Genomic DNA, 24,511 nt, shown 5'->3' with positions numbered 1-24,511 from the left:
TATGGTATTGTTTGTTGATGATATTATTTATTGGTATTCGCTTTAGGAACTAAATCAAAGTTTAGGTAAGGAGCGATTTCTTCTTTAGTAAAGCTTACTGAAACGTCCTTATTAGACATAGCTCCTAGTTCAGAATTAGTAAAGTTTAGTACTACACTGTCTTCGTAGATGAAGATATTCTCAGGTAGACTAAATGAGTTCTCGTTAAGATCTACATCATTCTGTTTAGTAGTAGATGCTTTATCTGATTTATTAGTTTCTTTTAACCTATTAAGAACTACTTGTTTAAACTCAGTATAGTTCTTAAATAATTGTTCGTTAGTATATTGTTCTCCTGTTTTTGGGTTGTAGTGGATAGCTTTTTCTCCATTAAATCCATTCGCACCACCAGTAAAGACGTAGTATTCTAGCGAGTAGCTAAGTAAGTTGTCACTGTAGAATGTAACCGTATTATTGGCAGTAGCTTGCCATGGTATAGTTGCTTTAGGGAACTGTTTAACTAGAGTAGTGTAAGCATTCGTAAATGAGATTACAATGTCATCATACGTAGTAGCCTCTTTTTTCTCATCTTCAAAAGATAAGATATCATTAATGATCACTAAGTTGTTATTATTAATCTTAGTAGAGACTTCATCTTGTGGAGTTGTGATTTCGGCAGTGATAATCTTGATTTCTGTACAGTCATCTTCAATACAAGTTTCTAATAGAATCTTTTGGTATGTCTTCTCTTCAAAAGAGAATCCCTTGTCATTTTTACAGCTTGTGAATGCCGCGAAAAGCAAGATAAATAGTAAGGTTTTTTTCATAGTGGTCTTTTTCAGAGATTAGTGCAAAGCTATGAAAATAGTTATGATTATGATGAGATATTCACATATTTCGTATGTTGTGTTTACAAGTTGTATAATGTCTGTAAAATAGTTAGTTATGGTTAGTTTTAAGGCGTTTTAGAAACATGTTTTTGAATAGGTAGTTGATTGTTATTTTGGTATTTTTGCAAACAAGTAAACCAAGATGTCTATTTTAGATTCTTAAATGAGGAGTTAAATGCAGATAAAAAGTAAAGCGATTGTATTAAGTGCTTTAAAGTATCAAGAGAAGAGTTTGATTGTAAAGTGTTTTACAGAGGAGGTTGGTATGGTGAGTTTCTTTGTTCGCAATGCCTTTGCTAAAGGCAAGTCTGCTCAGAAGATGGCTTATTTTCAACCATTAACCATCTTAGAGATTGACTTCGTGTATAAAAATAAGGGAGGATTAGAATATTTTAAAGAGATTAAAGTTGCTCAGGTCTATCATGATATTTACTATAATTATAATAAGAATTGTATAGCCATATTTATTGGAGAGGTATTGCATTCTGTGTTTCGTGAGCCTGTTGTTGACAAGGAGTTTTTTGCTTTTTTGGAGACGGCTTTATTGTGGTTTGATACTCATGATGAAGTAGCTAATTTTCATTTGATTTTGATGACAGAATTGACTAAATACTTTGGGTTTTATCCTGCACAAGACGGAAAAGGAAAGCTGTATTTTAATTATGAAGAGGGGGTATTTACAGATCGTTTTTCACCGTGTTGCTTTGATGAACAACCTACTTTGTTGTTTAGAAAGTTGTTAGAATTGGGCTTCTCAAATGACCAAAAAATATTTAATAATGGCGATAGAAAACGACTGTTATCTATGTTAATTGGCTACTATGAATTACATCTATCAGAGTTTAGAAAACCAAATTCACTTGAAGTTTTAAAGGAAGTTTTCTCAGTTTGACTAATTTTAATGTTTTTCCTACCAATTAATTAGGGGGATATTGGAGTAAATTGCTTAAATTCGCGCAATTGAATAAAAAATATTTATAATAATAACGATGAGCACTAAATTTACAGAATATAAGAATCTTGACATGTCAGGGGTAGCATCAGAGATGCTAGAGTTTTGGAAAGAACAATCAATATTCGAAAAAAGTATTAGTACTAGAGAGGATAATAAACCTTTCGTGTTTTTCGAAGGCCCACCTTCAGCAAATGGTAAACCAGGAATTCACCACGTGATGGCTCGTGCTATTAAGGATATTTTTTGTCGTTACAAAACTCAAAAAGGATACCAAGTAAAGCGTAAAGCAGGATGGGATACTCACGGATTACCAGTAGAGTTAGGTACAGAGAAAGAACTTGGAATCACTAAAGAAGATATCGGTACGAAGATTACTATAGAAGAATATAACCAAGCGTGTAAGCGTACAGTAATGCGTTATACTGACCTGTGGAATGACCTAACTGAGAAGATGGGTTATTGGGTTGATATGAATGATCCTTACGTAACTTACAAGCCTAAGTATATGGAATCTGTATGGTGGTTATTAAAACAGATCTATGATAAAGATTTGATGTATAAAGGCTATACAATTCAACCATATTCACCTAAAGCAGGAACAGGTTTATCTTCACATGAGATAAATCAACCAGGCGCATATAAAGACATTACAGATACAACTATCGTTGCACAGTTTAAAGCTATTGACGAGAGTTTACCAGCATTTTTACAAGGATTTGGTACTGTACATTTCCTAGCTTGGACAACGACTCCATGGACTTTACCTTCAAATACAGCATTAACAGTAGGTCCTAAGATTGACTATGTATTAGTTAAATCATTTAACCAATACACTGGAGAAGCAATTAATGTAGTTTTAGGGAAACCTCTAGTAGGAAAACAGTTTGCAGGTAAGTTTGTTGCTGTTGAGACTGAAGAAGAATTAAATGCTTATAAAGCAGAAGATAAAAAGATTCCTTACTTTGTAGTGAAGGAGTTTAAAGGAGCTGATTTAGTAGGTACTAAGTATGAGCAGTTATTGCCATATACACTACCATACCAAAACCCGGAGAATGCGTTTAGAGTTATCTCAGGTGACTTCGTGACTACTGAAGATGGTACAGGTATCGTACACACTGCACCTACTTTTGGTGCTGATGATGCTAAGGTAGCTAAAGAGGCTACTCCAGAGGTGCCAGCTATGCTTATTTTAGATGCTGATGGTAATGCAGTTCCATTAGTTGACTTGCAAGGTCGTTTCGTAAAAGAAATGGGAGACTTAGCAGGTAAGTATGTGAAGAATGAATACTATGATGATGGACAAGCACCTGAGCGTTCAGTGGACGTTGAGATTGCTATTCGTCTTAAAGAAGAAAATAAAGCATTCAAAGTAGAGAAATACGTTCACAGTTACCCACACTGTTGGAGAACTAATAAACCAGTATTATACTACCCGCTTGACTCTTGGTTTATCAAGATTACGGAAGTGAAAGACCGTATGTTTGAATTAAACGAAGAAGTGAACTGGAAACCTAAAGCGACTGGAGAAGGACGTTTTGGTAACTGGTTAAAAAATGCAAATGATTGGAATTTATCTCGTTCAAGATATTGGGGTATTCCGTTGCCTATCTGGAGAACAGAAGACAAGACTGAAGAGTTAGTAGTTGGTTCTGTAGAGGAACTAATGAATGAAATTAAGAAGTCTATGGCGGCTGGTATCCAAACTGTGAATCCTTTTGATGGATTTGTAGTAGGTGATATGAGTGAAGAGAACTATGATAAAGTTGATTTGCACAAGAATGTTGTAGATGGTATCGTATTAGTTTCTCCTTCTGGAAAACCAATGCAACGTGAGTCTGACCTAATTGATGTTTGGTTTGATTCTGGAGCTATGCCTTATGCACAATGGCACTATCCTTTTGAGAATAAAGAATTAGTAGACGACAATAAATCTTATCCTGCTGATTTTATTGCAGAGGGAGTGGATCAAACACGTGGATGGTTCTATACTTTACACGCTATTGCAACATTAGTATTTGATGCTAAAGCATATAAAAACGTTGTGTCTAATGGATTGGTATTAGATAAGAACGGATTAAAGATGTCTAAGAGTTTAGGTAATACTGTAGACCCATTCGAAACATTAGCTGAACATGGACCAGATGCTACGCGTTGGTACATGATTTCTAATGCGAATCCATGGGATAACTTGAAGTTTGACTTAGATGGTATTACTGAAGTGAGAAGAAAATTCTTTGGAACTTTATATAATACATATAACTTCTTTGCGTTGTATGCTAATATTGATGGATTTAAATACGAAGAGAAAGACATTCCATTAGCAGATAGACCAGAGATAGACAGATGGATCTTATCAGAGTTAAATACTTTAGTTCAACGTGTAGATGAATTCTATGGTGAGTATGAGCCTACTAAAGCAGCTCGTGCTATTACAGATTTCGTGACGGAGAATTTAAGTAACTGGTATGTACGTTTATGTAGAAGAAGATTCTGGAAAGGTGAATATGCGCAAGATAAAATAGCTGCTTACCAAACGTTATATACGTGTTTATTAACAGTAGCTAAGTTAGGTTCGCCTATAGCTCCTTTCTTTATGGATAAACTTTACAGAGACTTAACGTTAGCTACACATGGTGAAAGTTTTGAATCTGTACATTTGGCAGACTTCCCAGAGTTTAAGGAAGAGTTCGTTGATAAGGCATTAGAAAGTAGAATGCAAAAGGCACAGATCATTTCATCATTAGTGTTATCACTACGTAAAAAAGAGATGATTAAGGTTCGTCAACCATTACAGCGAGTTATGATTCCTGTATTAGATGATAACCAAAAGAATGAGATATTAGCTATCGCTGACTTAATCAAGGCTGAGGTTAATGTGAAAGAGATAGAGTTGATCGATGATGCTTCTGGAATATTAGTGAAGCAGATTAAACCTAACTTCAAAACATTAGGGCCACGTTTTGGTAAAGATATGGGGCTGATTGCGAATAAGATACAAGGTTTTGGGCAAGAAGAAATCGCAGAACTTGAAAGAAATGGTGAGATAATACTTAATTTAACAGAAAAAAGTATTACTTTAACAGTTGCAGACGTAGAGATTACATCTCAGGATATAGAAGGATGGTTAGTTGCTAATGAAGGAGGACTTACAGTGGCTCTTGATATTACGATAAGTCCTGAATTGAGAAAAGAAGGTATCTCTCGTGAATTAGTAAATAGAATTCAGAATATTAGAAAAGACTCTGGATTTGAAGTTACTGATAAGATAATAGTAAAAATACTAGAAGAAAAAGAAATAAAAGAGGCTGTTTTAGCGAATGAAGACTATATTAAGTCTGAAACATTAACGCATACATTAGAGTTCGTTACTGAATTAAACGAGGGAGTAGATGTAGAGTTTGATGAGCTTAAAACACGAGTGTTAATTTTAAAATAATTAAAATTATGAAAGAAGTAGGTGAGATAGCACGTTATTCTGATGCAGACTTAGCTGAATTTAAAGTATTAATATCAGCAAAGATTGAGAAAGCTCAAGCGGATTTAGAATTAATTAAAAGCGCCTATATGAATGATTTGAACAACGGTACTGATGATACATCACCTACATTCAAAGCATTCGAAGAAGGAAGTGAAACAATGTCTAAAGAGGCAAATGCTCAATTGGCTATACGTCAAGAGAAGTTTATCCGTGATTTAAAAAATGCATTAGTACGTATCGAAAATAAGACTTACGGAATATGTAAAGTAACAGGTAAACTAATCGATAAAGAGAGATTGAAGTTAGTTCCACACGCGACTATGAGTATCGAAGCAAAGAATTTGCAACGTTAATCTTTAATAAAATTGAAAACGCTCCTATGGGAGCGTTTTTTTTGTGTGATAAAATAACTACATTTGTTCCTTGAAATTAAAGGAAAATGTCGTTAAAGAAAGCATACCTACTTGTTCTGGTAGTATTAGTACTGGATCAGGTATTGAAGATATATATTAAAACTAACTTCTTATTGAATGATGAGATCATCTTCTTTGATTGGTTCCGTATTCATTTTATAGAAAATGAGGGTATGGCATGGGGTGTAGAATTACCTGGTAATTATGGTAAGCTTGCCTTGACATTGTTTAGAATAGTAGCTGTATTCGGTATTGGTTGGTGGCTAAATGATTCTTTTAAGAAGGGAGCTTCTAACTATCTAATTGTAGCGATAGCTTTAATTATGGCTGGTGCATTAGGTAATATTATAGATTCTATTTTCTATGGAGTTATTTTTAATGAAAGTACACCTGGGCAAATCTCTACAATGTTTTCTAATCAACCTTATGGCAGTTGGTTCCACGGTAAAGTAGTAGATATGTTCTATTTTCCTATCTGGAAGGGTTATTTACCTACTTGGTTGCCGATATGGGGAGGTAAGTATTTTACATTCTTTAATGCTATCTTTAACTTAGCAGATGTAGCAATTTCTGTAGGGGTAGGTATCCTAATTATTTTTAATAAGAAAGTTTTTAAAAACTAAGCATATGGCTTCCTTTTAGGGAGCCTTTTTTTTGATATATATCTATGTGTGAATTGAAGTAGATAGCAAGTTAAATCAGCTTGTTTTACGCCCTGAACGGTGATGTGTTGATGGAGGATGTGACTAAGAGTTTATATAGATATAAAAAAGGCTTCCCTGAGGAAGCCTTTACTGTTTTATTTGATGTCTTTCAGGATTTCTTGAACAGCTCTCTCTAATTGAGGATCATTGTTGTTTAATCTATCCATAAAGGTGTTTTTAATATAGATATCAGGTGCTACGCCTGTTTTCTCTAAGTTCTCACCATCTAATGTGTAAGTACCCCACGATGGTAATCTATAACTAGAGTTGTCTACTAGACTTTTGCCTGAAGTGAATATAATCCATCGATACGTTTCTTGTCCGATGATTTTCCCTAGTTTTAAAGCTTTAAACCCTGCAGCAGTCATCTCCGCATCACTTAATGACGATTCGTTTATTAATAAGACTATTGGCTTACCACTAGGAGTGAAGTTACTCTGTACAGTTAGTTTTCCCTCTCTGTATTTCCATTGTAGATAGGGTCTCTGTGCTAGAAAGTTCAATACCTTATCGTGAACATTACCACCTGTGTTATAACGTAAATCTAAGATTACTCCTTCCTTGTTAGCTTCTTGCTCTACCATATCTAGTAAGAACTGATCTAACTCAGGCGAAGTCATATTCTTCATATACGAATAAGCAATGCGGTTATTGCTTAGCTTATTTACACGTTGTTTATTGGTGTAAATCCATTCGTCATATAATAGTGTCTTCATAGATGCAAATGAGATAGGGTGAAGCTTTCTAGTGATTTCCTTACCCCCTCTATTAAATGTCAAAGTAATTTCTTCTTGACTGTTCGCAAAGGTGAAGTAAGTATCCCTATTCTCTTTTTCATCTACTTTCTGACCATTTACTTTTACTAATACATCATTTGGTTTGATGTCTATATCAGTGGCATAAGCAGGTGATTTACGTACGATACGTTCTACTTGATAAGGATTGTCAGTTTTGAATACGATACCAGTTTCATACGATTTATAACTTAGTTTAGTCTTTTCTTCGTCACCAGTAGAATTAAATCCTAAGTGAGAAGATCCTAGTTCACCTAACATATCGTTTAATAGAATACGCAAATCATTACGGCTATTCACATCAGGTAGATACTGTGCGAACTGCGTTTTCATTTGCTTCCAGTCTATTCCATGAAAGTTCTCATCATAGAAATTCTCTTCTACACCTGCCCACGTCTCATAATACATTTGGTTAAACTCATCTGCTAAGTTCTTAGTGAATGTATGTTTGATTTTAATCTGTTCTGGCTTGCCCTTACTTAGTTCAAAGCTATAAATGTTATTATTGATTAATGCGTATATCTTCTTATCGCGTTGAAGTAGTTGAGTAGCTCTTTTGTCAAATACCTTCTCACTTTTAGCCTCTTCGAAGTCCTCGTAGACTTTTTTGTATAAGTTGCCTTTTGCATTCTCCTGATTAGTGTTGTAGAATACTACTTCTTTCTTATCATCAGCAAAAACGATTGGATTAAATTGGTTACCAAAACGATCACTTACCAGTTCTATTCGCTCTAGTAGTCCTTCTGTATTTACTTTAATAGATGCTATTTTACTACCTTCTACTTTAGCAGTGTCTTCCTTTTTATCTTTAGATTTTTTGTCCTTTTTAGAAGTTTCTTTTTTGTCTTCTTCCTTCTTTTCTACAAACAACTTATCGAACTGATCAGACTTAAATGCATCTGTTTGCCAGTCTAATGAAAATCTGTATATACTAGGATTCTGCATTCCTAAAGGATAAGATGGGTTTAGTCTATCACTAGTAAAGTAAATATACTTCCCATTAGGTGACCAGTATGGGCTAGACTCTGCTACTCCAGTATTTGTTAAGTTAATAGTCTCGTTTTTTGTGATATGATGAATGAAGATATCTTCTTCAAAATTGCGCTTAGCAGTGAATAGTACATACTCTCCATTAGGAGAGAATGACGGAGTAGAGTTTTGGAATGCCCATATTTCATCTTTCACTATCGTCTTAGAAGTAAACGAGGTCAAGTCTAATAATCTCACTTCATCTCTACCACTTAGATAGACTGCTTTAGTCATACCCTTGTTAAGTGTGATGTCTCGGTTATTTCGTACATCAGAAGTTAACTGAGTAGGAGTGCCCTTGCCATTTGCATTAATTTTATACCAGTTTTGGTATCCATTATAAGTCTGACTGTATAGCAACGTTTTGTTGTCTTTAAGCCATTTGACTTCCATCACACGTTCTTTGCCGTCCGTTACAGATTGCACAAACTTGCCTTCTATATCTGATACAAATAAGATACCACGACTAACAAATGCTATTTTCTTAGCATCAGGAGATACGTCGAAGTAATCCATATTATCCTCTACAGCGAATGATTGTTCCTTTTCTATTACCTTATTCGTATTAACTGAAGAAGCTAGAGGAGATATTGTTTTTGTTGTAGTGTCAAATACATAAATCATATAATCTTTCTCGAAGACCACCTTACTACCATCGGCCGAAACATATGGTTTCTTAATAGAAGTGTCGAAGTTTGTAAGTGCTACTTTCTTATTGTTCTCAAAAGTGTATAAGTTAAAGTTGCCATTATTTTCATCAGAGATAAAGTATATCTTGCCATTCTTATCTACAGTAGGGTTAAAATCTTTACCGTTGTAGTCCGTATATGATTTGAACGCTTTAGTAGTTGGGTTGTAACCTAATATGTCAGGGTTGTTCTCACCCTTATAACGCTTACGCGTAGTCTGGCTAGCACTCTCCATAGAGCTTGTGAATAGGTATTCACCTGAAGGAGTAGCTACTAATCCGTTTGTGTTGTTAAAGTAGTTGGTAAACAGAGGTTTTGGTGTTCCTCCTGTAATATCTAAGGCATAAGAACCAAAGTTGTTATTGGCATTTGAGGTAATGTAAATCGTCTTACTATCCCAACTCCAACTCTCCACTTCCTCAGAAGCCTGGTGGTAAGTAAGCTGTTGGATTTGTCCTCCTGTTAGAGGCATTAAGAATACATCTTTATTTCCGTATTGATCAGATGTGAAGGCTAACCACTTGCCATCTGGCGATACACGTGGATTAGACTCGTTGCCTTCTAGTGCTGTTATTCTCAGAGCTTCGCCACCATTAGTAGGTGCTTGCCATATATCGCCATTATAGCTAAAGTAAGTAGTCTTTCCATCAGGGCTTAATGAAGGAGTAGAAGCAAACTTCGGCGACTGCTGTCCCCAAGCTAAACCTACGAGAGAAAGAGTAAGTAATGTTATAGTGTTTTTGATCATTGGTGAATATTTTTAATAAACATAAAAATATTTTTGCTAACTGACTAATAGTTATTCAGTTTTAACCTTAGATAGCAGTACTGATTAGATAGTATTTGCTAAATAGTATGGTAGTCAACCATAAAAAAAATGACCGAGATAATATCACTATACTATTTCGGTCATCCTATTTTAAAATGTATATAATTCTGTTGGTGTGATACAATAATCTAGCGGTATATCACCCTCTCTCACATCGCTGATGCTATCTTCCGGAGGGAAGAAACTCAGTCCTACTTTTATCACATCAGGTCTGCATTCGGCTAAGAATCGATCATAGAATCCCTTGCCATAACCTATGCGATTACCTGCTTTATCATAAGCCAGTAGAGGGATAAAAACAACGTCTAGCTGTTTTTCCATTACTTGGATGCCATCTATAGGCTCTGGTATACCATAGCTATTGACTTTGATAGTGGTATTATCTGTCAAGAGATAATGTGCTAATGTCCCCTCTTTAAAGTCGGATTTAGATAAGATGACATTCTTATCCTTACCTGCTAGTATCTGTAATAGGTACTCAGTATCTATCTCTTTTTTATTCTGAATACTCAGGAATAGATGATAGTTGATTTTGTCCCAAATCGGCAGACGCAATGCTTGGTTAGCGATGTCTAAACTTAGGGTCTCTATCTCATCAAGACTTAGATTGTCTCTAAGTGCTTTATATTTAAATCTTAATTCGTCTTTATTCATTTTTTTAGTGTTTTTGAGATGTGGAACACAGCATCTCCTTGATACACTATGGGTGCATCATTTACATTGATTACATAACCTGCATTTGGGGCTCTCATTAGTGTGTTTTCTTGCCCGTAAGGATCAGATATTTCAGCTAGTATAGCACCTTTTTCGACATAAGCACCTATCTTTACTTGGTCATGTAATAGCCCAGAGCGTCTAGCTCGTACCCAAATAGAGTTGGTGATTACTGTCATTTCTTCCTTAGGAGTGTCAATTTTAAATTGATCTCTAAGCATATCAAATGAACGCAAGAATCGCTTAGTTCCTTCTACTCCCATATCCGAAACATCAGGGTTGATATCTAGTGATTTTCCTCCTTCGAATAATAGCATCTTAATTCCTTTTTTGGCACAGGCATTTCTAAATGACCCAGAGATTTGTGCTGAGTATAATAAGAAGGGAGGATTAAATATAGTCGCCAGTTCTTCTAACTCTGCATTCTGAGGTGTGATACGTATCTGAGGAGCATTAAATCTACTAGCACCTCCTGCATGAAAGTCTATAGCATAGTCTACATGAGGTAAGATATAGGTAACTAGATAATGGGCGAATCTACCTGCTAATGAGCCGGTCTTACTACCAGGGAATACACGGTTCATATCACGGCCGTCAGGAAATTCTCTTGTTTGGTTAATAAATCCAAAGATGTTGATAACAGGAATACAAATTATTGTACCGCGTTTAGGAACATTCATTCCTTTATGTACGATTTGACGTACGATGTCCACACCATTTAACTCATCTCCATGTAGGCCAGCAGACAGTAATACTGTAGGTCCGTCTAGTTTTGCCCTAGAGACGATTACAGGTATTTTTAGCTTAGTAGCGGTGTGTAACCGCGCGATTTCTAAATTTAAAGTCTTGGTTTCTCCAGGGAGAATGGTTTCTTCTAATATGGTCATAGCATTAACAAATTTGAGACGTGAAGATATTAAAAGTTTCTGATTAGTGTTTTATAGTGCTATCCAATTATTGAAAAATGGTGTTTTTGAGGGTTTTGTATATGGTGGTCGGCATGTGGTCGGCTGTTGATAGGCATATGGTCGGCTGAAAAGTGCTATAAATAAGCCTATCACCTGCCTATCATTTGCCTAACATATAGGGATCAATTGAAGGGAGGTGTAAGATATGGCTCTGTGAACTAGTGGTTATCTGATGGAGTATGTTATATAAATAGAGTTTGAAAATTATGAAAGTGTTTGATAGTCTTTATTCTTGCTCTATTGAAATGTTTAACTTTAGAATTAGCGTTTTTGTGTTGGTATCGCTTTAGCGTTTTAAAATATAGAGGATGTAGTTTTTATGATTATTTGATAAGTATAAATTGTTAACTTTACTGTAGTAATATTTTGATTACTATGTTGTTGGGTTCATTATAAGAATGAAGTCAATGATAAAGTGTAATAGAGGTGTGGCAAGTAAAAACTTAAGTAGATGAAAGTAAAATCAGTATGAAGTTCAAAGAATTAATAGATGTTGTATTTATCGGGGTTTATAATGATAGTATTTATAATTTATTATCATACCTACTTCTTAATGGTAAGATGTGTGATTATGCACAGTATAATGGGAAAGAGATTGCTAGAGAGGATTTTCATTTGGCTGAGATAGGCCAAGGAAGTTATGTGTTCTTTTCTTTAGGAATGCGTGTTCTGACTTTAGAGAATTATGTTATACCCGATTTGTATATTGATTTTACTAAACAAGATGATAATTTAGAGATATTACTGTTTTTTGATATTGATAATTTAGGAGGTATAACAACTCAGGATAAATTAGATGGACTTAAGTTATGGTGTGATAGAATAAAAGACAAATATAGTTTTAGTACTTATTCTTGCTGCATGGATAATGGTGATGTAACTGATATTAATGAGTTGTATTTTGATAGTGAGGGAAGATATGGGAGTCTATATAAATAATTAAAACGTGTTTAAATTAATCAATATTAATAATGAGAGAGGATAGTTTATACTTTAGTAGCACAGATGAAATGGATATTCTGTATACGAAAGCACAGACGAAAATTGATGCATGGTGTAGTGACAGAGATAATATAGATATGCTAGCAAAGAGTGTAGATTCCATCTATTTACAAGATTTGAGCTTTAGGAATTCAAGAATTACATTTATATGGTTGGGGTATGATTATATGAGTTATGATATAGAGATTAAAATTATCTTATTAGGAGCTATGAATGTTGAGTTAGGTGAGTTTAATTATATAGAAGATATGGATGGAAATTATCTAAGAGTTGGTTTTGATGCATATCATATCTATATATAACGTAATTAAGTATGAAGAAGGGAGTACCGTTTTTTCTACAGAGTAAAGAGGATGCACATCAGTATTATATTCAAGCTATAGCTGGTTTTAAGGAATTGATCAGCATACCAGATAATAGCTCTCTTGAAGAAGAATTAAAAGAAGATTTAGGAATAGGTTTCTCTGATATCCATTTAAAGGAGAAAGCAATTAGAGTGTTTTGGTATGCTACATATTATGTAGAATATGCTATTGAAGCAGAACTTAGTTTGTTGAATATTGTAGGTGATGAAATTGGGATATATGTATATGTTATGGATAAGGAAGGTAATGGTATAGATGATAGAATTAGTTTCTTTGAATAGAATGTCTTTATAAAGGGATGACCTTTAAATAGTATATTATTGTGATTAGTTTAGAACATTAAAAAGTGGAATAATCAAGTTTTAAAAGATATTATATGCCTAAGCTTAAGTGTGAATGTAGTGAAGTAATAAATCTTAGTGGAGTGCCTAGTCGTGATCAATATTTAATGATTTCTGATAAAGAATATGATAGTTATAGTGGTTTAATAGATGCTGAAATGCTTTATAGTAAGATGACTATAGTAGTAAAGTGTCCTCTATGTAGCAGACTGTATATTTATAATGATGGGTTTAATAGTCCACCAGCTGTTTATTGTTTAGAGTAGGTTAAGGGAGTGCTAGTATTGAGAAGCTAGTGAGGTGTGGAGGACAGCTAAGATGATTATTGTCTTTGTACTATCGTTAACTTGGTAGTGGATGCCGTATGGGAATGTTGGTGTAAACGCTATGTGAGTATCTCGATATCTTGTTTCAAAAGAGTAAGGATTGGAAGAGATTTGCTTAATTGTTTTTTGAACAGATTTTAGAAATCGCTTCTCTAAACCGTGTGATTTATCCTTATACCACAGTTTTGCAGTAGTAATATCACTCTTAGCATTTATATGGTACAGAACTGTATAGGTCATTCTTAATCAATAAAGTCAAAAATATCACTGATAGGGCGTAGCATCTCAGGTTTGTCTAAGTCCTTGATTCGTTCATCTAAGATGTCTTTTTGCCATTGAGGTAACTCATAATCAAAAGTTTCAATATTTGGGTAATTTCTTTTGATTTGTTCCCAATCTTCTATTGTGATAAAAACTCCTGTAGTTTTACCTTCATCGTCTTGGATTAATTGAGCTATCATGTGTGTTTGGTTTTAAGGGAATGATGTACAAAGGTATGAATATATAATCTAAGTTTTTTGGTTAATCGTTTGTTTTGTAATAATTTATAGTTTTCAGATTGTGGTGTGGCGCATTGTGTGACACTGGACAGAACGTTAAGAAAACATCTTGTAGATGTTTTTAGTGAATGAGAGAGGAGGAGCATTGTGTGACACGCAAAATATTGCGTCTGTACCTTATATATTTGGTGGAATGCCTTGTGTTATGCTATGTGAGAATACACATTCTATAACACTTTATGCCGTATGCACCGATTCTTAATTCTTAATTTTAAATTCTTAATTCAGCATAGTGTGTGGTATAAACTAAACAGTTTTTTTAGTAGGGCGAATAGTTTTTGTATTTTTGTAAATACAATATATAATTATGCAAGTTTCACCTTCTTTAGCGTTACAGATACAGACATTACCGGATCAGCCTGGAGTATATCAATACTATGATAAGGATGATAAAATCCTCTATGTAGGTAAGGCAAAGAACCTAAAGAAAAGGGTTAGTTCGTACTTTAATAAGATTCACGATAATGCGAAGACGAATGTCTTGGTGAAGAAGATTGTGACGATTAAGCATATTGTAGTTCCTACTGAGACAGATGCATTACTGTTAGAGAATAATCTTATTAAGCAACTACAACCTCGCTATAATGTCTTGTTGAAAGACGATAAGAGCTATCCGTGGATATGTATTAAGAAAGAGCCCTTTCCGCGAGTGTTTACTACCCGACGTATGGTGAAAGATGGGTCTGAATACTTCGGTCCTTATACAAGTATCAAGACGGTACATACATTGATCGATTTGATTAAGGAGTTATATCCATTGCGCACTTGTAGTTTAGATTTGACGACGAGTAATGTGCGTAGTGGAAAGTATAAAGTGTGTTTAGAATATCATATTGGTAACTGTGGAGGACCATGTGAGGAGCGAGAGAGTGATGTACAGTATGATAATAAGATCAGAGCGATTCGAGATATTCTGAAAGGAAATTTTAAAGATAGCCTTAAGGAGTTTAAGGATTATATGATGGAATTGGCTACTAATATGGAATTTGAGGAGGCTCAGAAAGTTAAGGACAAGATAGACTTACTAGAGAATTATCAGTCTAAATCCACTATCGTTAGCTCTAAGATTAGCAATGTGGATGTGTTCTCTATCATTTCGGACGAAGGTGCGGCTTATGTGAACTTCCTGCAGGTTTCTTATGGAGCTATAATCCGTTCACATACGATGGAGTTGAAGAAGAAGTTAGATGAGATGGATGAAGAATTATTAGAATTGGCTATTACAGAATTAAGAGAGCGTTTTCACTTAAACTCTAAGGAGATTATTACTCCTTTTGAAGTGGAGGTTCAAGAGGGAGTACATGTGACTGTACCTAAATTAGGAGATAAGAAAAAACTTTTAGACTTATCTGAACGCAACGCAAAATATTATAGAATAGATCAGTTAAAACAAATCAAAATAGTAGATCCTGAACGTCATGTGAATCGTATTATGACACAGATGAAGAAAGATTTGCGTATGCATGTAGAGCCTCGCCATATCGAGTGTTTTGATAACTCAAATATACAGGGAACTAATCCTGTGGCAGCATGTGTAGTGTTTAAAGATGGTAAGCCAAGTAAAAAAGATTATCGACACTTTAATGTGAAGACAGTCGAGGGGCCTAATGATTATGACTCAATGGAAGAGATTGTGCATCGACGTTATAAGCGAGTATTAGAAGAGGGATTGCCTTTACCTGACTTAATCGTGATTGATGGAGGAAAAGGACAGTTAGGTGTAGCTTTAAAATGCCTAGATCAGCTTGGAATAAGAGGAAAGGTTTCTATTATCAGTTTAGCAGAACGATTAGAGGAAATCTTTTATCCGGGTGATAGTATTCCGCTTTATCTAGATAAGCGATCAGAGACAATGAAGGTGATTATTAACCTTAGAGATGAGGCACATAGATTTGGTCTAACTTTTCACAGAAACCAAAGAAGTAAAAATGCGATAACAAGTGAACTTGATAATATCACGGGAGTAGGTGAAAAGACTAAGACTACGCTGATGAATCACTTTAAATCAACAAAGAGAATCAAAGAAGCAAGTCAAGAGGATTTAGAAAAAGTAATAGGAAAGTCAAAAGGGAAGCTAGTATTTGATTTTTTTCAAGTAAATTAGATGAAAAATAAAAGCTATGTATAGATTATTAATACTTTCATTATTTTCTATCTGTTTAGTAACAAATAGTTATGGGGCAGAGGGGGATAAGGAAAGACCTAAGGTAGGTTTAGTGCTTAGTGGAGGTGGAGCTAAAGGATTAGCTCATATCGGAGTACTAAAAGTGCTTGAGGAAGAAGGAGTCAAGGTAGATTACATAGCAGGTACAAGTATGGGGGCGATCGTTGGTGGTCTGTATGCTTCTGGGTATACCGCTACAGAGTTAGATTCAATTTTTAATAGTATAGATGTATCTGCGTTAATTAAGGATTATATACCACGTATCTCAAAGTCATTCTATGAAAAGAAGAATGATGAGATATATGCACTTTCGTTGCCATTTGATAACTTTAAAATTGGTTTTCCAAAGGCATTGTCTAGAGGGATGTATAACTATAATTTGATGAACAGATTATTAGCACATGTCCGTCATGTAGATGATTTTAGCAAGTTAAAGATTCCTTTTTTGTGTATTGCTACAGATCTTGAAACAGGAGAAGGTGTGGTACTTAAGAAAGGATATTTGCCTCAAGTAATCTTAGCGAGTGGAGCTTTTCCATCGTTATTCGCTCCTGTAGAGATAGATGGTAAATACTTGATAGATGGAGGAGTGGTAAATAACTATCCTATTGATCAGCTACGTGAGATGGGAGCTGATATAGTTATTGGTGTAGATGTACAAGATGATTTAAAGACAATCAAGGAGATACAAGGTGCTCCTGATTTATTACTTCAGATATCAAACTATTCTACGATTAGACAAATGAAAGATAAATTGCCTAAGACGGATGTTTATATCAAACCTGATATCGTAGGATATACGGTAGTTTCTTTTGATGAAGGGGAGCCTATTATTTCTAGAGGTGTCAATGCAGCAAATAAGGTGATAGTTGACTTGAAATTGTTAGGAGGAAATAAAGATGTAGCGAAAGAGCATTATGTACCTAAACAGTCTGATTCTATTAGTATCTCAGGTATAGATATCCATGGGTTGAATAGATTTACGCGTAGATATGTACATGGTAAACTTGGTTTCAAGCCCAATACAAAGATTTCTTTTGACCAAATGTCAGACGGAATAACTCAGCTAAATGGTACAGAAAACTTTAGTAGTATGACCTATCGCTTTATTGCCGATGGGGATAAAGATGAGTTGGATATGACTTTAGTAGAGAACCCTGTTAATAGATATTTAAAGTTAGGAGTGCATTATGATGGTTTATATAAAGCAGCTGCTTTAGTAAATGTGACACAAAAGAACTTATTTACTAAAAGTGATGTGGCGTCTTTAGACTTAGCACTTGGAGATAATGTACGTTATAATTTTAATTATTTTATTGATAATGGATTCTATTGGAGTGTAGGTGTGTCTTCGCGATATAATCAGTTTAAAAGAGATCTTCCTTATCAGATGCTAGTTGATGCTGTTGGAAATAGCAATGTCATAGAGAATGCGCCATCTAAATTTGGTGTAGATTATGCTGATTTAGAGAACAAATTATATTTTCAGTCATTCTATAAACAGAAGTATTTATTAAATATCGGTATAGAGCATCGTTTTTTAGATATTAGAAGTAAAACATTGAATATTCCATCTGCGAGATTTGATCGAAATCATTACTTAGGAGGTTTTGCTAATGTGACTGTAGATACTTACGATAATAGATATTTCCCTCGTAAAGGATTTTTGTTTAAAGGGGAGTATAAGAACTTCTTTTATTCTAGTAATAGTTTACACAATAATATATACGATTTTGAGAATTTCTCTACTGTCACAGGACAGGTAGGATATGCTACTCGTATAACCGATAAGTTAGCAGTGGATCTTAAGTCTAGATTAGGTACAGTCGTAGGAGGATTGCCAAGTCTTGGTTTTGGATATTTCTTAGGAGGATATGGATTTGCAGATAGAGATAATCTTATTCCTTTTTTTGGATATGATTTGATGGGAATAGGAGGTAATTCATTTATAGCTGGTAGCATCACATTTGACTACGAAATATTTAAAAAACATCATATTAACTTTACTGCGAATTATGCTAATGCTGGAGATAAGATTTTCGCTAGTTCAGAGTGGTTTACTAGAACGAAGTATTCTGGATATGCTGTTGGATATGGAATGCAGACAATGCTCGGTCCTATAGAGTTTAAATATACATATTCACCTGAAACGGGAAGTACATCGGCTATATTTGCTGTTGGATTCTGGTTCTAGAATAAATAAGTTATCATATAGAATAGCTCACGAAGTAGATACTTAGTGAGCTATTTTAGTTTAGTGAGAGGCGTGTTTGTTGATATGTCTTTATATATTGTATTTTGTTGTCGATAGTTAAAATAAATTTAGACTAAAAGTTGTATAATTCATTTTTATGTCGATATTTGTGTTATTATGAAAACACAATGGGACGGTTTATTAGCATATTTAAAGTTCCTCATCAAGCGCAAGCCGGAGTGAGATTCTTTACGTATTGTATCCTTATTAATAACCGATATTTACTTCAATAGTAAAACCCATTGCGTGTATTTTATGAATAGTCTATTAAGCATTCTAATAATGTTAATAACTCTATTCGTAGGTATGTGTAAACGCTTCCTTATTTCCAACAGTTTTGTTGAAAGGTCTTAATGCAGTTAAGTGTTGAGGTTTTACATTGATGATATGTTATAGGTACCCCTATCTTTTTTTATTACCAACCAAAAAAATATAAGAAACTATGCCTTTATATCACCACTTAGGGAAAATACCCCCTAAACGTCATACCATATTCCGAAAGGAGAATGGTGACTTGTATTATGAGCAATTATTTGGTACGATTGGTTTTGACGGGATGTCAACTAATATGTATCATGAACATCGACCTACTCAGGTTAAGAAGATCTTAGGGCAGTATAGTGTTGCTCCTAAAATAGCAAAAGCTAATAATATCCAATCTTATCGTCTAAGAGGGTTTCAAGTAGAGCCTGAAAATGATTATTTAGATAGTCGAAAAGCTGTGTTGACTAATAGTGATTGTACTATTGTATTAGCTGCTCCTAAAGAGTCAATGAAGAGCTATTTCTATAAGAATACAGATTCTGACGAGTTGCTTTTTGTTCACAAGGGAACAGGGACGCTGCGTACGATGTTAGGGAATCTAACTTTTAAGTATGGAGACTATCTATTAATACCAAGAGGTGTTATCTACCAAATAGACTTCGATACAGAAGATAATCGTTTGTTTATTGTTGAGTCAAGACGACCTATTTATACTCCTAAGCGTTATCGCAACTGGTTCGGGCAGTTATTAGAACACTCTCCTTTTTGTGAGAGAGATATTCGCCGTCCTGATGTGTTAGAAACGCATAATGAGGAAGGAGACTTCCTTATTAAAGTTAGAAAACAAGATGAGATATTTGATATGGTCTATGCTACTCATCCGTTTGATGTAGTGGGATATGACGGTTATAATTATCCATATGCATTCTCGATTCATGACTTCGAACCGATCACAGGACGTATTCACCAACCACCTCCTGTACATCAAACTTTCGAAACAGACGCTTTCGTGATTTGTTCTTTTGTTCCCCGACTTTATGATTATCATCCTGAGTCTATACCTGCACCTTATAATCACAGTAATATTGATAGTGATGAGGTGTTATATTATGTAGATGGTGACTTTATGAGTCGTAATGATATTGAGGCAGGGCATATATCATTACATCCTGCAGGTATTCCACACGGTCCACATCCTGGTGCAGCAGAGCGCTCTATCGGAAAAACTGAAACACAGGAATTAGCTGTGATGGTGGATACGTTTAAGCCTCTAATGGTGACAGAAGAAGCAATGAAAATAGCAGATGAAAAATACTATCAATCTTGGTTAGAACCTGGGAAGTAAAAAAGCAAACAACAACCTAAAAAACTATAAATTATGAGTAAAGAAGTAAAGTCTGTAGAATTTGGACTAGAGAAAATATTTGAAGGAGCACAAGATTTCTTACCTTTATTAGGAACTGATTATATTGAATTCATCGTTGGAAATGCAAAACAAGCAGCGCATTTTTATAAGACAGCATTTGGATTTCAATCTTTAGCATATGCTGGATTAGAAACAGGAGTTAGAGATAGAGCATCTTATGTATTAGTACAAGATAAAATCAGAATCGTATTAACTACCCCACTAACAGCAGAGTCAGAATTAAATAATCATATCGTAAAGCATGGTGATGGAGTGAAAGTAGTAGCTTTATGGGTAGAGGATGCGCGTAAAGCTTATGAAGAGACTACTAGTCGTGGGGCGAAGTCATATATGGAACCTGTAGTAGAGAAAGATGAATTCGGAGAAGTAGTACGTGCAGGAATCTACACGTATGGAGAGACGGTACATATGTTCGTAGAACGCAAGAACTATACAGGTGCTTTCTTACCAGGGTTTAAGAAGTGGGAGAGTGATTATAATCCTTCACCAGTTGGCTTAAAATATGTTGACCATATGGTAGGAAATGTAGGGTGGAATGAGATGAATACTTGGGTCAAGTGGTATGAGGATGTAATGGGATTCGTTAACTTCTTGTCTTTTGATGATAAACAGATTAATACAGAATATTCTGCTTTAATGAGTAAAGTAATGTCTAATGGAAATGGTAGAATTAAGTTTCCTATCAATGAACCAGCTGAAGGAGCAAAAAGATCACAAGTAGAGGAATATTTAGACTTTTATAATGGTCCTGGTATACAACATATCGCGGTAGCTACTGATGATATTATTAAAACTGTTGCGGATATGAAGAGTAGAGGTGTAGAGTTTTTATCAGCTCCACCACAATCATACTATGATATGATCCCGGCTCGTCTAGGTGTGCATATGGAAATGATGAAAGAAGATATCAAAGAGCTTCAGAAGTTAGCTATTATGATAGATGCAGATGAAGAAGGGTATTTATTACAGATATTTACTAAGCCTGTAGAGGATCGTCCTACTTTATTCTTTGAGATTATTCAACGTATGGGAGCGAGAGGATTCGGCGCAGGGAACTTTAAAGCGCTATTTGAGTCTATTGAGCGCGAGCAAGAAAAAAGAGGAACACTTTAGAATTCAGTTAATTAAATACTAAAACAGGCTTTATTAAGGCTTGTTTGGTTAAACATAAGTTAAAAACCAATAGCGATAGTAATAATCGGTAAAAAGCTATACATTTGCACTCGCAAAAATAAAGTCGTCATAAGCTTTATTTGAGTGTAATAAATTTTTCATAATTTATAGTTTTTTGGTTGGTTAATAGCATAAAAACTCAGTCATTTGTTTGATTGGGTTTTTTTGTTTCTTATTTTTGATTAAAATATAGCCAATATGAAAAAGAATCTTCTAATAGTACTAGTGTGTTTAATAAGTACTAGTTTTCTTTATTCACAATCTTCTGTGAAAGCTTTTGATAAGGGTGAGTTCCTTAAATTTAGAATTAGTTATGGTTTAATAAATGCAGGTATTGCTACATTGCGTTTAACAGATACTGTACACAATGGAATTCCAGTATATCACGCAAAGGGTATTGGTTATACTACAGGTGTGACTAAAGTTTTTTTTAAAGTATATGATAACTATGAAAGTTATTTCGAAAAGAGCAATGTAGTTCCACATCGTTTTATTCGTAAAATCGACGAGGGAGGCTATACTAAAGATCAAGAGGGGTGGTTTAATTATAAAACAATGAAAGCGACCGTTAAAGATTATGAAAAGAAAACTGAAAAAGAGTTTACAGTAACACGTAATGTACAAGATATTGTATCCGCTTTCTATTATCTACGTAAATATCCTGGGTTAAATGATCTTAAAGTAGGGGAGTCTATTGAGATAGATATGTTCTTTGATGGAGAAATATTTAAATTTAAATTAAAATACCTCGGAGAGGAAGTTTTAAAGACAAATTTTGGTAAATTGAAAACCTTAAAGTTTCGTCCTTATGTAATGGCAGGAAGGGTGTTTAAAGAGAAAGAAAGCTTGACAGTTTGGGTAAGTTCTGACTCTAACAAAGTACCTGTTCGCATCAAAGCTAGTTTAGCTGTAGGATCTCTAAAAGCAGATTTAGAGGACTATAAAAACTTAGTGACGAAGTTGAAATTTGAAAAATAACAGACCACCAAAATTATGATAGATCAAAAGTTCTCTGATGTAGTTGAACGCTTTAATGACTTGGGAATTAAGGCAGAAACACAAATAGAAGGTATGCTATATGCAAAACCTATTACATATTGGGATTATATCCAGACTGATGCCTTACTCAGTCTTCAGACACAGAGAACAATCTTGCCTGATGAAATGGTTTTTATCATGTATCATCAAGTAAATGAACTGTTGTTTAAAATGATTTTATGGGAACTAGATCAGGTTAGTAATTGCGAAGACAAATTGCTTACTACAACTTTTTTTACAGAGAGATTAGCTAGAATAAGTCGTTATTTTGATATGTTGACTTCTTCATTTACTATAATGAAGGACGGAATGGAGGTAGAACAGTATCTTAAATTTAGAAATACGCTTGCTCCTGCAAGTGGATTTCAGAGCAGTCAGTATAGATTAATTGAGTTTGGGTGTACAGATTGGATAAATCTGATAGATAAGCGCTTTGTAAATGATTTACCACAAAATATTTCGGAAAAAGAGGCGTTAGAATATATGTATTGGCAGGCTGCAGGTAAGGATTATAAGACTGGAGAGAAGTCTTATTTACTGAGGGAGTTTGAAAACAAGTATTGTGAAATATTTGTTAAAGCCATGAAAGATTATGAAAAAACAAATTTATGGCAGAAATTTGTGAAATTACCCGAAGAAGCCAAATCTGATAAGGCATTAGTTGAAGCGATGCGTCACTTTGATAAAACAGTGAATGTAACTTGGGTAATGGGGCATTATGAAGCTGCTCTAAAATACTTGGAGAGTAATAAAGGGGAAACCAAAGAAGCTACTGGAGGAAGTGACTGGAAGAAGTATATGTTGCCACAATATCAAAAGCGCATATTCTTTCCGGAACTATGGAGTGAAGAGGAGAAAGCTAACTGGGGAAAGTAATTAGGAGAAGAAGTTGAAAATAAAGATATTTTAGAGTTTTGAAGCAATTTATTTATAGTATATTAATCGCTACGGCACTTATTTCGTGTAAAAAGACCGAAGAGATTACAATAGAGGAACTACCAAAGGTAGAACATGCAGAGGAAATAGTTGGGGAGTTATATGGTTTTCAATTAAAAGACTATGTTTTAGTAGAAGATACTATCCGAAGTGGAGATAATTTAGGTAAGATATTTGGTGAGAACAATATTGGTTCTACAGAAGTGCTAAATATAGTTACACAAGTTAAAGACACCTTTAATGTTCGTAACATTAGAGTAGGACAGCCTTATGCTCTAGTTAAGTTTAGGAAAGACCAAAAGAAGTTAGCTGCCTTCATCTATCATCCTAATGTGACAGGTTATCAAGTTATTGACTTGCGTGATTCAGTGAGCGCATACACGATTACTTATCCTGTAACGATAAAACGAAGAACTGTAGCATCAGAAATAGAGGGGTCACTTTCGGCGAGTTTAGCTAAGGAAGGTGTAGATCAATCGTTAGCAACTAAGATGTCACAAATATTTGCTTGGTCAATTGACTTCTTTAAGTTGAAGCCGGAAGATAGATTTGCCTTTACAATTGAAGAGAAATATATTAACGATACAGTATATTTAGGAATTTCTAAAATAGAAGCAGCTTATTTTAGATATAGAGGTAAGGATTTATATTCATTTCCATATAAGAGAGATGGGAGTAAATCTATAGAGTATTTTGATGAACAAGGAAGACCAATGAAAGCAATGTTCTTAAAGGCTCCCTTAAAATTCTTTAGAATTACTTCTAAGTATTCGAAAAATCGTTTTCACCCTGTTCAGAAGACCTGGAAGTCACATAATGGAACTGATTATGCAGCACCTTCTGGTACGCCAATTATGACTACTGCATCAGGTGTAGTAGAAAGAGCAGGATATACAGCTGGAAATGGTAACTTTGTAAAAGTTAAGCATAGTGGTACCTATTCAACGCAGTATTTACATATGTCTAAAATATTAGTAAAAACAGGACAGCGTGTTGATCAAGGTCAGACTATCGGATTAGTAGGTAGCACAGGACTAGCAACTGGACCACACGTATGTTACCGCTTTTGGAAGAATGGAGTGCAAGTCGATGCTTTAGGTCAGAATTTGCCTAATTCTGAACCAATGGACAAGAGAGATTTGCCTGCGTTTAAAACACATATAGATCCTTTAAAAGCAGAGCTTGACAAAGTATTAGGAGAAAAATTTATAGGGGAATAA

At 34.6% G+C, this 24,511-nt stretch carries 21 protein-coding genes; 15 read left to right on the top strand and 6 right to left on the bottom strand.

Going from position 1 to position 24,511, the window contains the following annotated elements:
• Positions 1 to 23 precede the first annotated feature (23 nt).
• Positions 24 to 806, bottom strand: a complete 783-nt coding sequence (locus tag CF599_RS03235; protein WP_121964604.1) for a PdaC/SigV domain-containing protein — start codon at positions 804 to 806, stop codon at positions 24 to 26.
• Between the two features lie 238 nt (positions 807 to 1,044).
• On the opposite strand from CF599_RS03235, the gene recO reads away from it, so the two are divergent.
• The 4 genes from recO (at position 1,045) to CF599_RS03215 (ending at position 6,338) form a co-directional block, all read left to right on the top strand.
• On the top strand, positions 1,045 to 1,761 hold the full coding sequence (gene recO / locus CF599_RS03230) for a DNA repair protein RecO (RefSeq protein ID WP_121964603.1): 717 nt from the start codon (positions 1,045 to 1,047) through the stop codon (positions 1,759 to 1,761).
• Positions 1,762 to 1,858: 97 nt separating this feature from the next.
• Positions 1,859 to 5,260: an isoleucine--tRNA ligase gene (ileS, locus tag CF599_RS03225; RefSeq protein WP_121964602.1), complete on the top strand. Its 3,402-nt coding sequence runs from the start codon at positions 1,859 to 1,861 to the stop codon at positions 5,258 to 5,260.
• 8 nt (positions 5,261 to 5,268) lie between these two features.
• Positions 5,269 to 5,655 (top strand): TraR/DksA C4-type zinc finger protein, encoded by a 387-nt coding sequence (locus tag CF599_RS03220; RefSeq protein WP_121964601.1) that lies wholly within the window; start codon positions 5,269 to 5,271, stop codon positions 5,653 to 5,655.
• An 86-nt stretch (positions 5,656 to 5,741) separates the two neighbouring features.
• The gene (locus CF599_RS03215; protein WP_121964600.1) at positions 5,742 to 6,338 is read left to right on the top strand and encodes a lipoprotein signal peptidase; all 597 of its coding nucleotides are present in this window, start codon (positions 5,742 to 5,744) and stop codon (positions 6,336 to 6,338) included.
• Between the two features lie 176 nt (positions 6,339 to 6,514).
• Here CF599_RS03215 and CF599_RS03210 read toward each other — a convergent pair whose 3' ends face one another.
• The 3 genes from CF599_RS03210 to CF599_RS03200 all read right to left on the bottom strand — a co-directional run bounded on the left by CF599_RS03210 (position 6,515) and on the right by CF599_RS03200 (position 11,361).
• Complete coding sequence (locus CF599_RS03210; RefSeq protein WP_121964599.1) at positions 6,515 to 9,679, bottom strand: S41 family peptidase; 3,165 nt, start codon at positions 9,677 to 9,679, stop codon at positions 6,515 to 6,517.
• A gap of 171 nt (positions 9,680 to 9,850) precedes the next feature.
• On the bottom strand, positions 9,851 to 10,414 hold the full coding sequence (locus CF599_RS03205) for a 5-formyltetrahydrofolate cyclo-ligase (RefSeq protein WP_121964598.1): 564 nt from the start codon (positions 10,412 to 10,414) through the stop codon (positions 9,851 to 9,853).
• Entirely contained in the window at positions 10,411 to 11,361 is a 951-nt protein-coding gene (locus CF599_RS03200) for a succinylglutamate desuccinylase/aspartoacylase family protein (RefSeq protein ID WP_121964597.1), read from the bottom strand. The genes CF599_RS03205 and CF599_RS03200 overlap by 4 nt, the downstream gene beginning before the upstream one ends.
• Positions 11,362 to 11,910: 549 nt before the next feature.
• On the opposite strand from CF599_RS03200, the gene CF599_RS03195 reads away from it, so the two are divergent.
• From CF599_RS03195 to CF599_RS03180, 4 genes are all read left to right on the top strand, one after another.
• Positions 11,911 to 12,381 carry a hypothetical protein gene (locus CF599_RS03195; RefSeq protein WP_121964596.1) on the top strand — a complete coding sequence of 157 codons (471 nt, stop codon included), beginning with the start codon at positions 11,911 to 11,913 and terminating at the stop codon, positions 12,379 to 12,381.
• 32 nt (positions 12,382 to 12,413) lie between these two features.
• The gene (locus CF599_RS03190) at positions 12,414 to 12,746 is read left to right on the top strand and encodes a hypothetical protein (RefSeq protein ID WP_121964595.1); all 333 of its coding nucleotides are present in this window, start codon (positions 12,414 to 12,416) and stop codon (positions 12,744 to 12,746) included.
• An 11-nt stretch (positions 12,747 to 12,757) separates the two neighbouring features.
• Positions 12,758 to 13,090, top strand: a complete 333-nt coding sequence (locus tag CF599_RS03185; protein WP_121964594.1) for a hypothetical protein — start codon at positions 12,758 to 12,760, stop codon at positions 13,088 to 13,090.
• Between the two features lie 95 nt (positions 13,091 to 13,185).
• Positions 13,186 to 13,416 carry a hypothetical protein gene (locus tag CF599_RS03180; protein ID WP_121964593.1) on the top strand — a complete coding sequence of 77 codons (231 nt, stop codon included), beginning with the start codon at positions 13,186 to 13,188 and terminating at the stop codon, positions 13,414 to 13,416.
• Positions 13,417 to 13,428: 12 nt separating this feature from the next.
• On the opposite strand, the gene CF599_RS03175 is transcribed toward CF599_RS03180, so the two are convergent.
• Both CF599_RS03175 and CF599_RS03170 read right to left on the bottom strand, forming a co-directional pair.
• On the bottom strand, positions 13,429 to 13,716 hold the full coding sequence (locus tag CF599_RS03175) for a type II toxin-antitoxin system RelE/ParE family toxin (protein ID WP_121964592.1): 288 nt from the start codon (positions 13,714 to 13,716) through the stop codon (positions 13,429 to 13,431).
• Positions 13,717 to 13,718: 2 nt separating this feature from the next.
• Positions 13,719 to 13,937: an addiction module component CHP02574 family protein gene (locus CF599_RS03170; RefSeq protein WP_121964591.1), complete on the bottom strand. Its 219-nt coding sequence runs from the start codon at positions 13,935 to 13,937 to the stop codon at positions 13,719 to 13,721.
• A gap of 406 nt (positions 13,938 to 14,343) precedes the next feature.
• On the opposite strand from CF599_RS03170, the gene uvrC reads away from it, so the two are divergent.
• The 7 genes from uvrC to CF599_RS03135 all read left to right on the top strand — a co-directional run bounded on the left by uvrC (position 14,344) and on the right by CF599_RS03135 (position 24,511).
• Entirely contained in the window at positions 14,344 to 16,140 is a 1,797-nt protein-coding gene (gene uvrC, locus CF599_RS03165) for an excinuclease ABC subunit UvrC (RefSeq protein ID WP_121964590.1), read from the top strand.
• A gap of 16 nt (positions 16,141 to 16,156) precedes the next feature.
• Positions 16,157 to 18,394, top strand: a complete 2,238-nt coding sequence (locus CF599_RS03160) for a patatin-like phospholipase family protein (RefSeq protein ID WP_121964589.1) — start codon at positions 16,157 to 16,159, stop codon at positions 18,392 to 18,394.
• Between the two features lie 502 nt (positions 18,395 to 18,896).
• Positions 18,897 to 20,063: a homogentisate 1,2-dioxygenase gene (locus tag CF599_RS03155; RefSeq protein ID WP_121964588.1), complete on the top strand. Its 1,167-nt coding sequence runs from the start codon at positions 18,897 to 18,899 to the stop codon at positions 20,061 to 20,063.
• A gap of 33 nt (positions 20,064 to 20,096) precedes the next feature.
• On the top strand, positions 20,097 to 21,257 hold the full coding sequence (gene hppD / locus CF599_RS03150; protein WP_121964587.1) for a 4-hydroxyphenylpyruvate dioxygenase: 1,161 nt from the start codon (positions 20,097 to 20,099) through the stop codon (positions 21,255 to 21,257).
• A 258-nt stretch (positions 21,258 to 21,515) separates the two neighbouring features.
• Positions 21,516 to 22,295, top strand: a complete 780-nt coding sequence (locus CF599_RS03145) for a DUF3108 domain-containing protein (protein ID WP_121964586.1) — start codon at positions 21,516 to 21,518, stop codon at positions 22,293 to 22,295.
• Positions 22,296 to 22,310: 15 nt separating this feature from the next.
• The gene (locus CF599_RS03140; protein WP_121964585.1) at positions 22,311 to 23,231 is read left to right on the top strand and encodes a tryptophan 2,3-dioxygenase family protein; all 921 of its coding nucleotides are present in this window, start codon (positions 22,311 to 22,313) and stop codon (positions 23,229 to 23,231) included.
• Positions 23,232 to 23,269: 38 nt separating this feature from the next.
• Positions 23,270 to 24,511: a peptidoglycan DD-metalloendopeptidase family protein gene (locus tag CF599_RS03135; RefSeq protein WP_121964584.1), complete on the top strand. Its 1,242-nt coding sequence runs from the start codon at positions 23,270 to 23,272 to the stop codon at positions 24,509 to 24,511.

This window comes from Myroides sp. N17-2 (genome assembly GCF_002286775.1).
GTDB lineage: Bacteria > Bacteroidota > Bacteroidia > Flavobacteriales > Flavobacteriaceae > Flavobacterium.
The sequence above is the reverse complement of the archived record's forward strand: the minus strand, read 5'-3'. Positions and strand labels throughout refer to the sequence as shown.

Excerpts from the sequence above, each read along its gene's own strand:
- uvrC (WP_121964590.1), top strand. The coding sequence starts at position 14,344 with ATGCAAGTTTCACCTTCTTTAGCGTTACAGATACAGACATTACCGGAT.
- CF599_RS03160 (WP_121964589.1), top strand. The coding sequence starts at position 16,157 with ATGTATAGATTATTAATACTTTCATTATTTTCTATCTGTTTAGTAACA.
- CF599_RS03195 (WP_121964596.1), top strand. The coding sequence starts at position 11,911 with ATGAAGTTCAAAGAATTAATAGATGTTGTATTTATCGGGGTTTATAAT.
- CF599_RS03185 (WP_121964594.1), top strand. The coding sequence starts at position 12,758 with ATGAAGAAGGGAGTACCGTTTTTTCTACAGAGTAAAGAGGATGCACAT.
- CF599_RS03190 (WP_121964595.1), top strand. The coding sequence starts at position 12,414 with ATGAGAGAGGATAGTTTATACTTTAGTAGCACAGATGAAATGGATATT.
- CF599_RS03170 (WP_121964591.1), bottom strand. The coding sequence starts at position 13,937 with ATGATAGCTCAATTAATCCAAGACGATGAAGGTAAAACTACAGGAGTT.
- CF599_RS03180 (WP_121964593.1), top strand. The coding sequence starts at position 13,186 with ATGCCTAAGCTTAAGTGTGAATGTAGTGAAGTAATAAATCTTAGTGGA.
- CF599_RS03175 (WP_121964592.1), bottom strand. The coding sequence starts at position 13,716 with ATGACCTATACAGTTCTGTACCATATAAATGCTAAGAGTGATATTACT.
- recO (WP_121964603.1), top strand. The coding sequence starts at position 1,045 with ATGCAGATAAAAAGTAAAGCGATTGTATTAAGTGCTTTAAAGTATCAA.
- CF599_RS03140 (WP_121964585.1), top strand. The coding sequence starts at position 22,311 with ATGATAGATCAAAAGTTCTCTGATGTAGTTGAACGCTTTAATGACTTG.
- CF599_RS03200 (WP_121964597.1), bottom strand. The coding sequence starts at position 11,361 with ATGACCATATTAGAAGAAACCATTCTCCCTGGAGAAACCAAGACTTTA.
- CF599_RS03235 (WP_121964604.1), bottom strand. The coding sequence starts at position 806 with ATGAAAAAAACCTTACTATTTATCTTGCTTTTCGCGGCATTCACAAGC.
- CF599_RS03215 (WP_121964600.1), top strand. The coding sequence starts at position 5,742 with ATGTCGTTAAAGAAAGCATACCTACTTGTTCTGGTAGTATTAGTACTG.
- hppD (WP_121964587.1), top strand. The coding sequence starts at position 20,097 with ATGAGTAAAGAAGTAAAGTCTGTAGAATTTGGACTAGAGAAAATATTT.
- CF599_RS03155 (WP_121964588.1), top strand. The coding sequence starts at position 18,897 with ATGCCTTTATATCACCACTTAGGGAAAATACCCCCTAAACGTCATACC.
- CF599_RS03205 (WP_121964598.1), bottom strand. The coding sequence starts at position 10,414 with ATGAATAAAGACGAATTAAGATTTAAATATAAAGCACTTAGAGACAAT.
- CF599_RS03210 (WP_121964599.1), bottom strand. The coding sequence starts at position 9,679 with ATGATCAAAAACACTATAACATTACTTACTCTTTCTCTCGTAGGTTTA.
- CF599_RS03220 (WP_121964601.1), top strand. The coding sequence starts at position 5,269 with ATGAAAGAAGTAGGTGAGATAGCACGTTATTCTGATGCAGACTTAGCT.
- CF599_RS03145 (WP_121964586.1), top strand. The coding sequence starts at position 21,516 with ATGAAAAAGAATCTTCTAATAGTACTAGTGTGTTTAATAAGTACTAGT.
- ileS (WP_121964602.1), top strand. The coding sequence starts at position 1,859 with ATGAGCACTAAATTTACAGAATATAAGAATCTTGACATGTCAGGGGTA.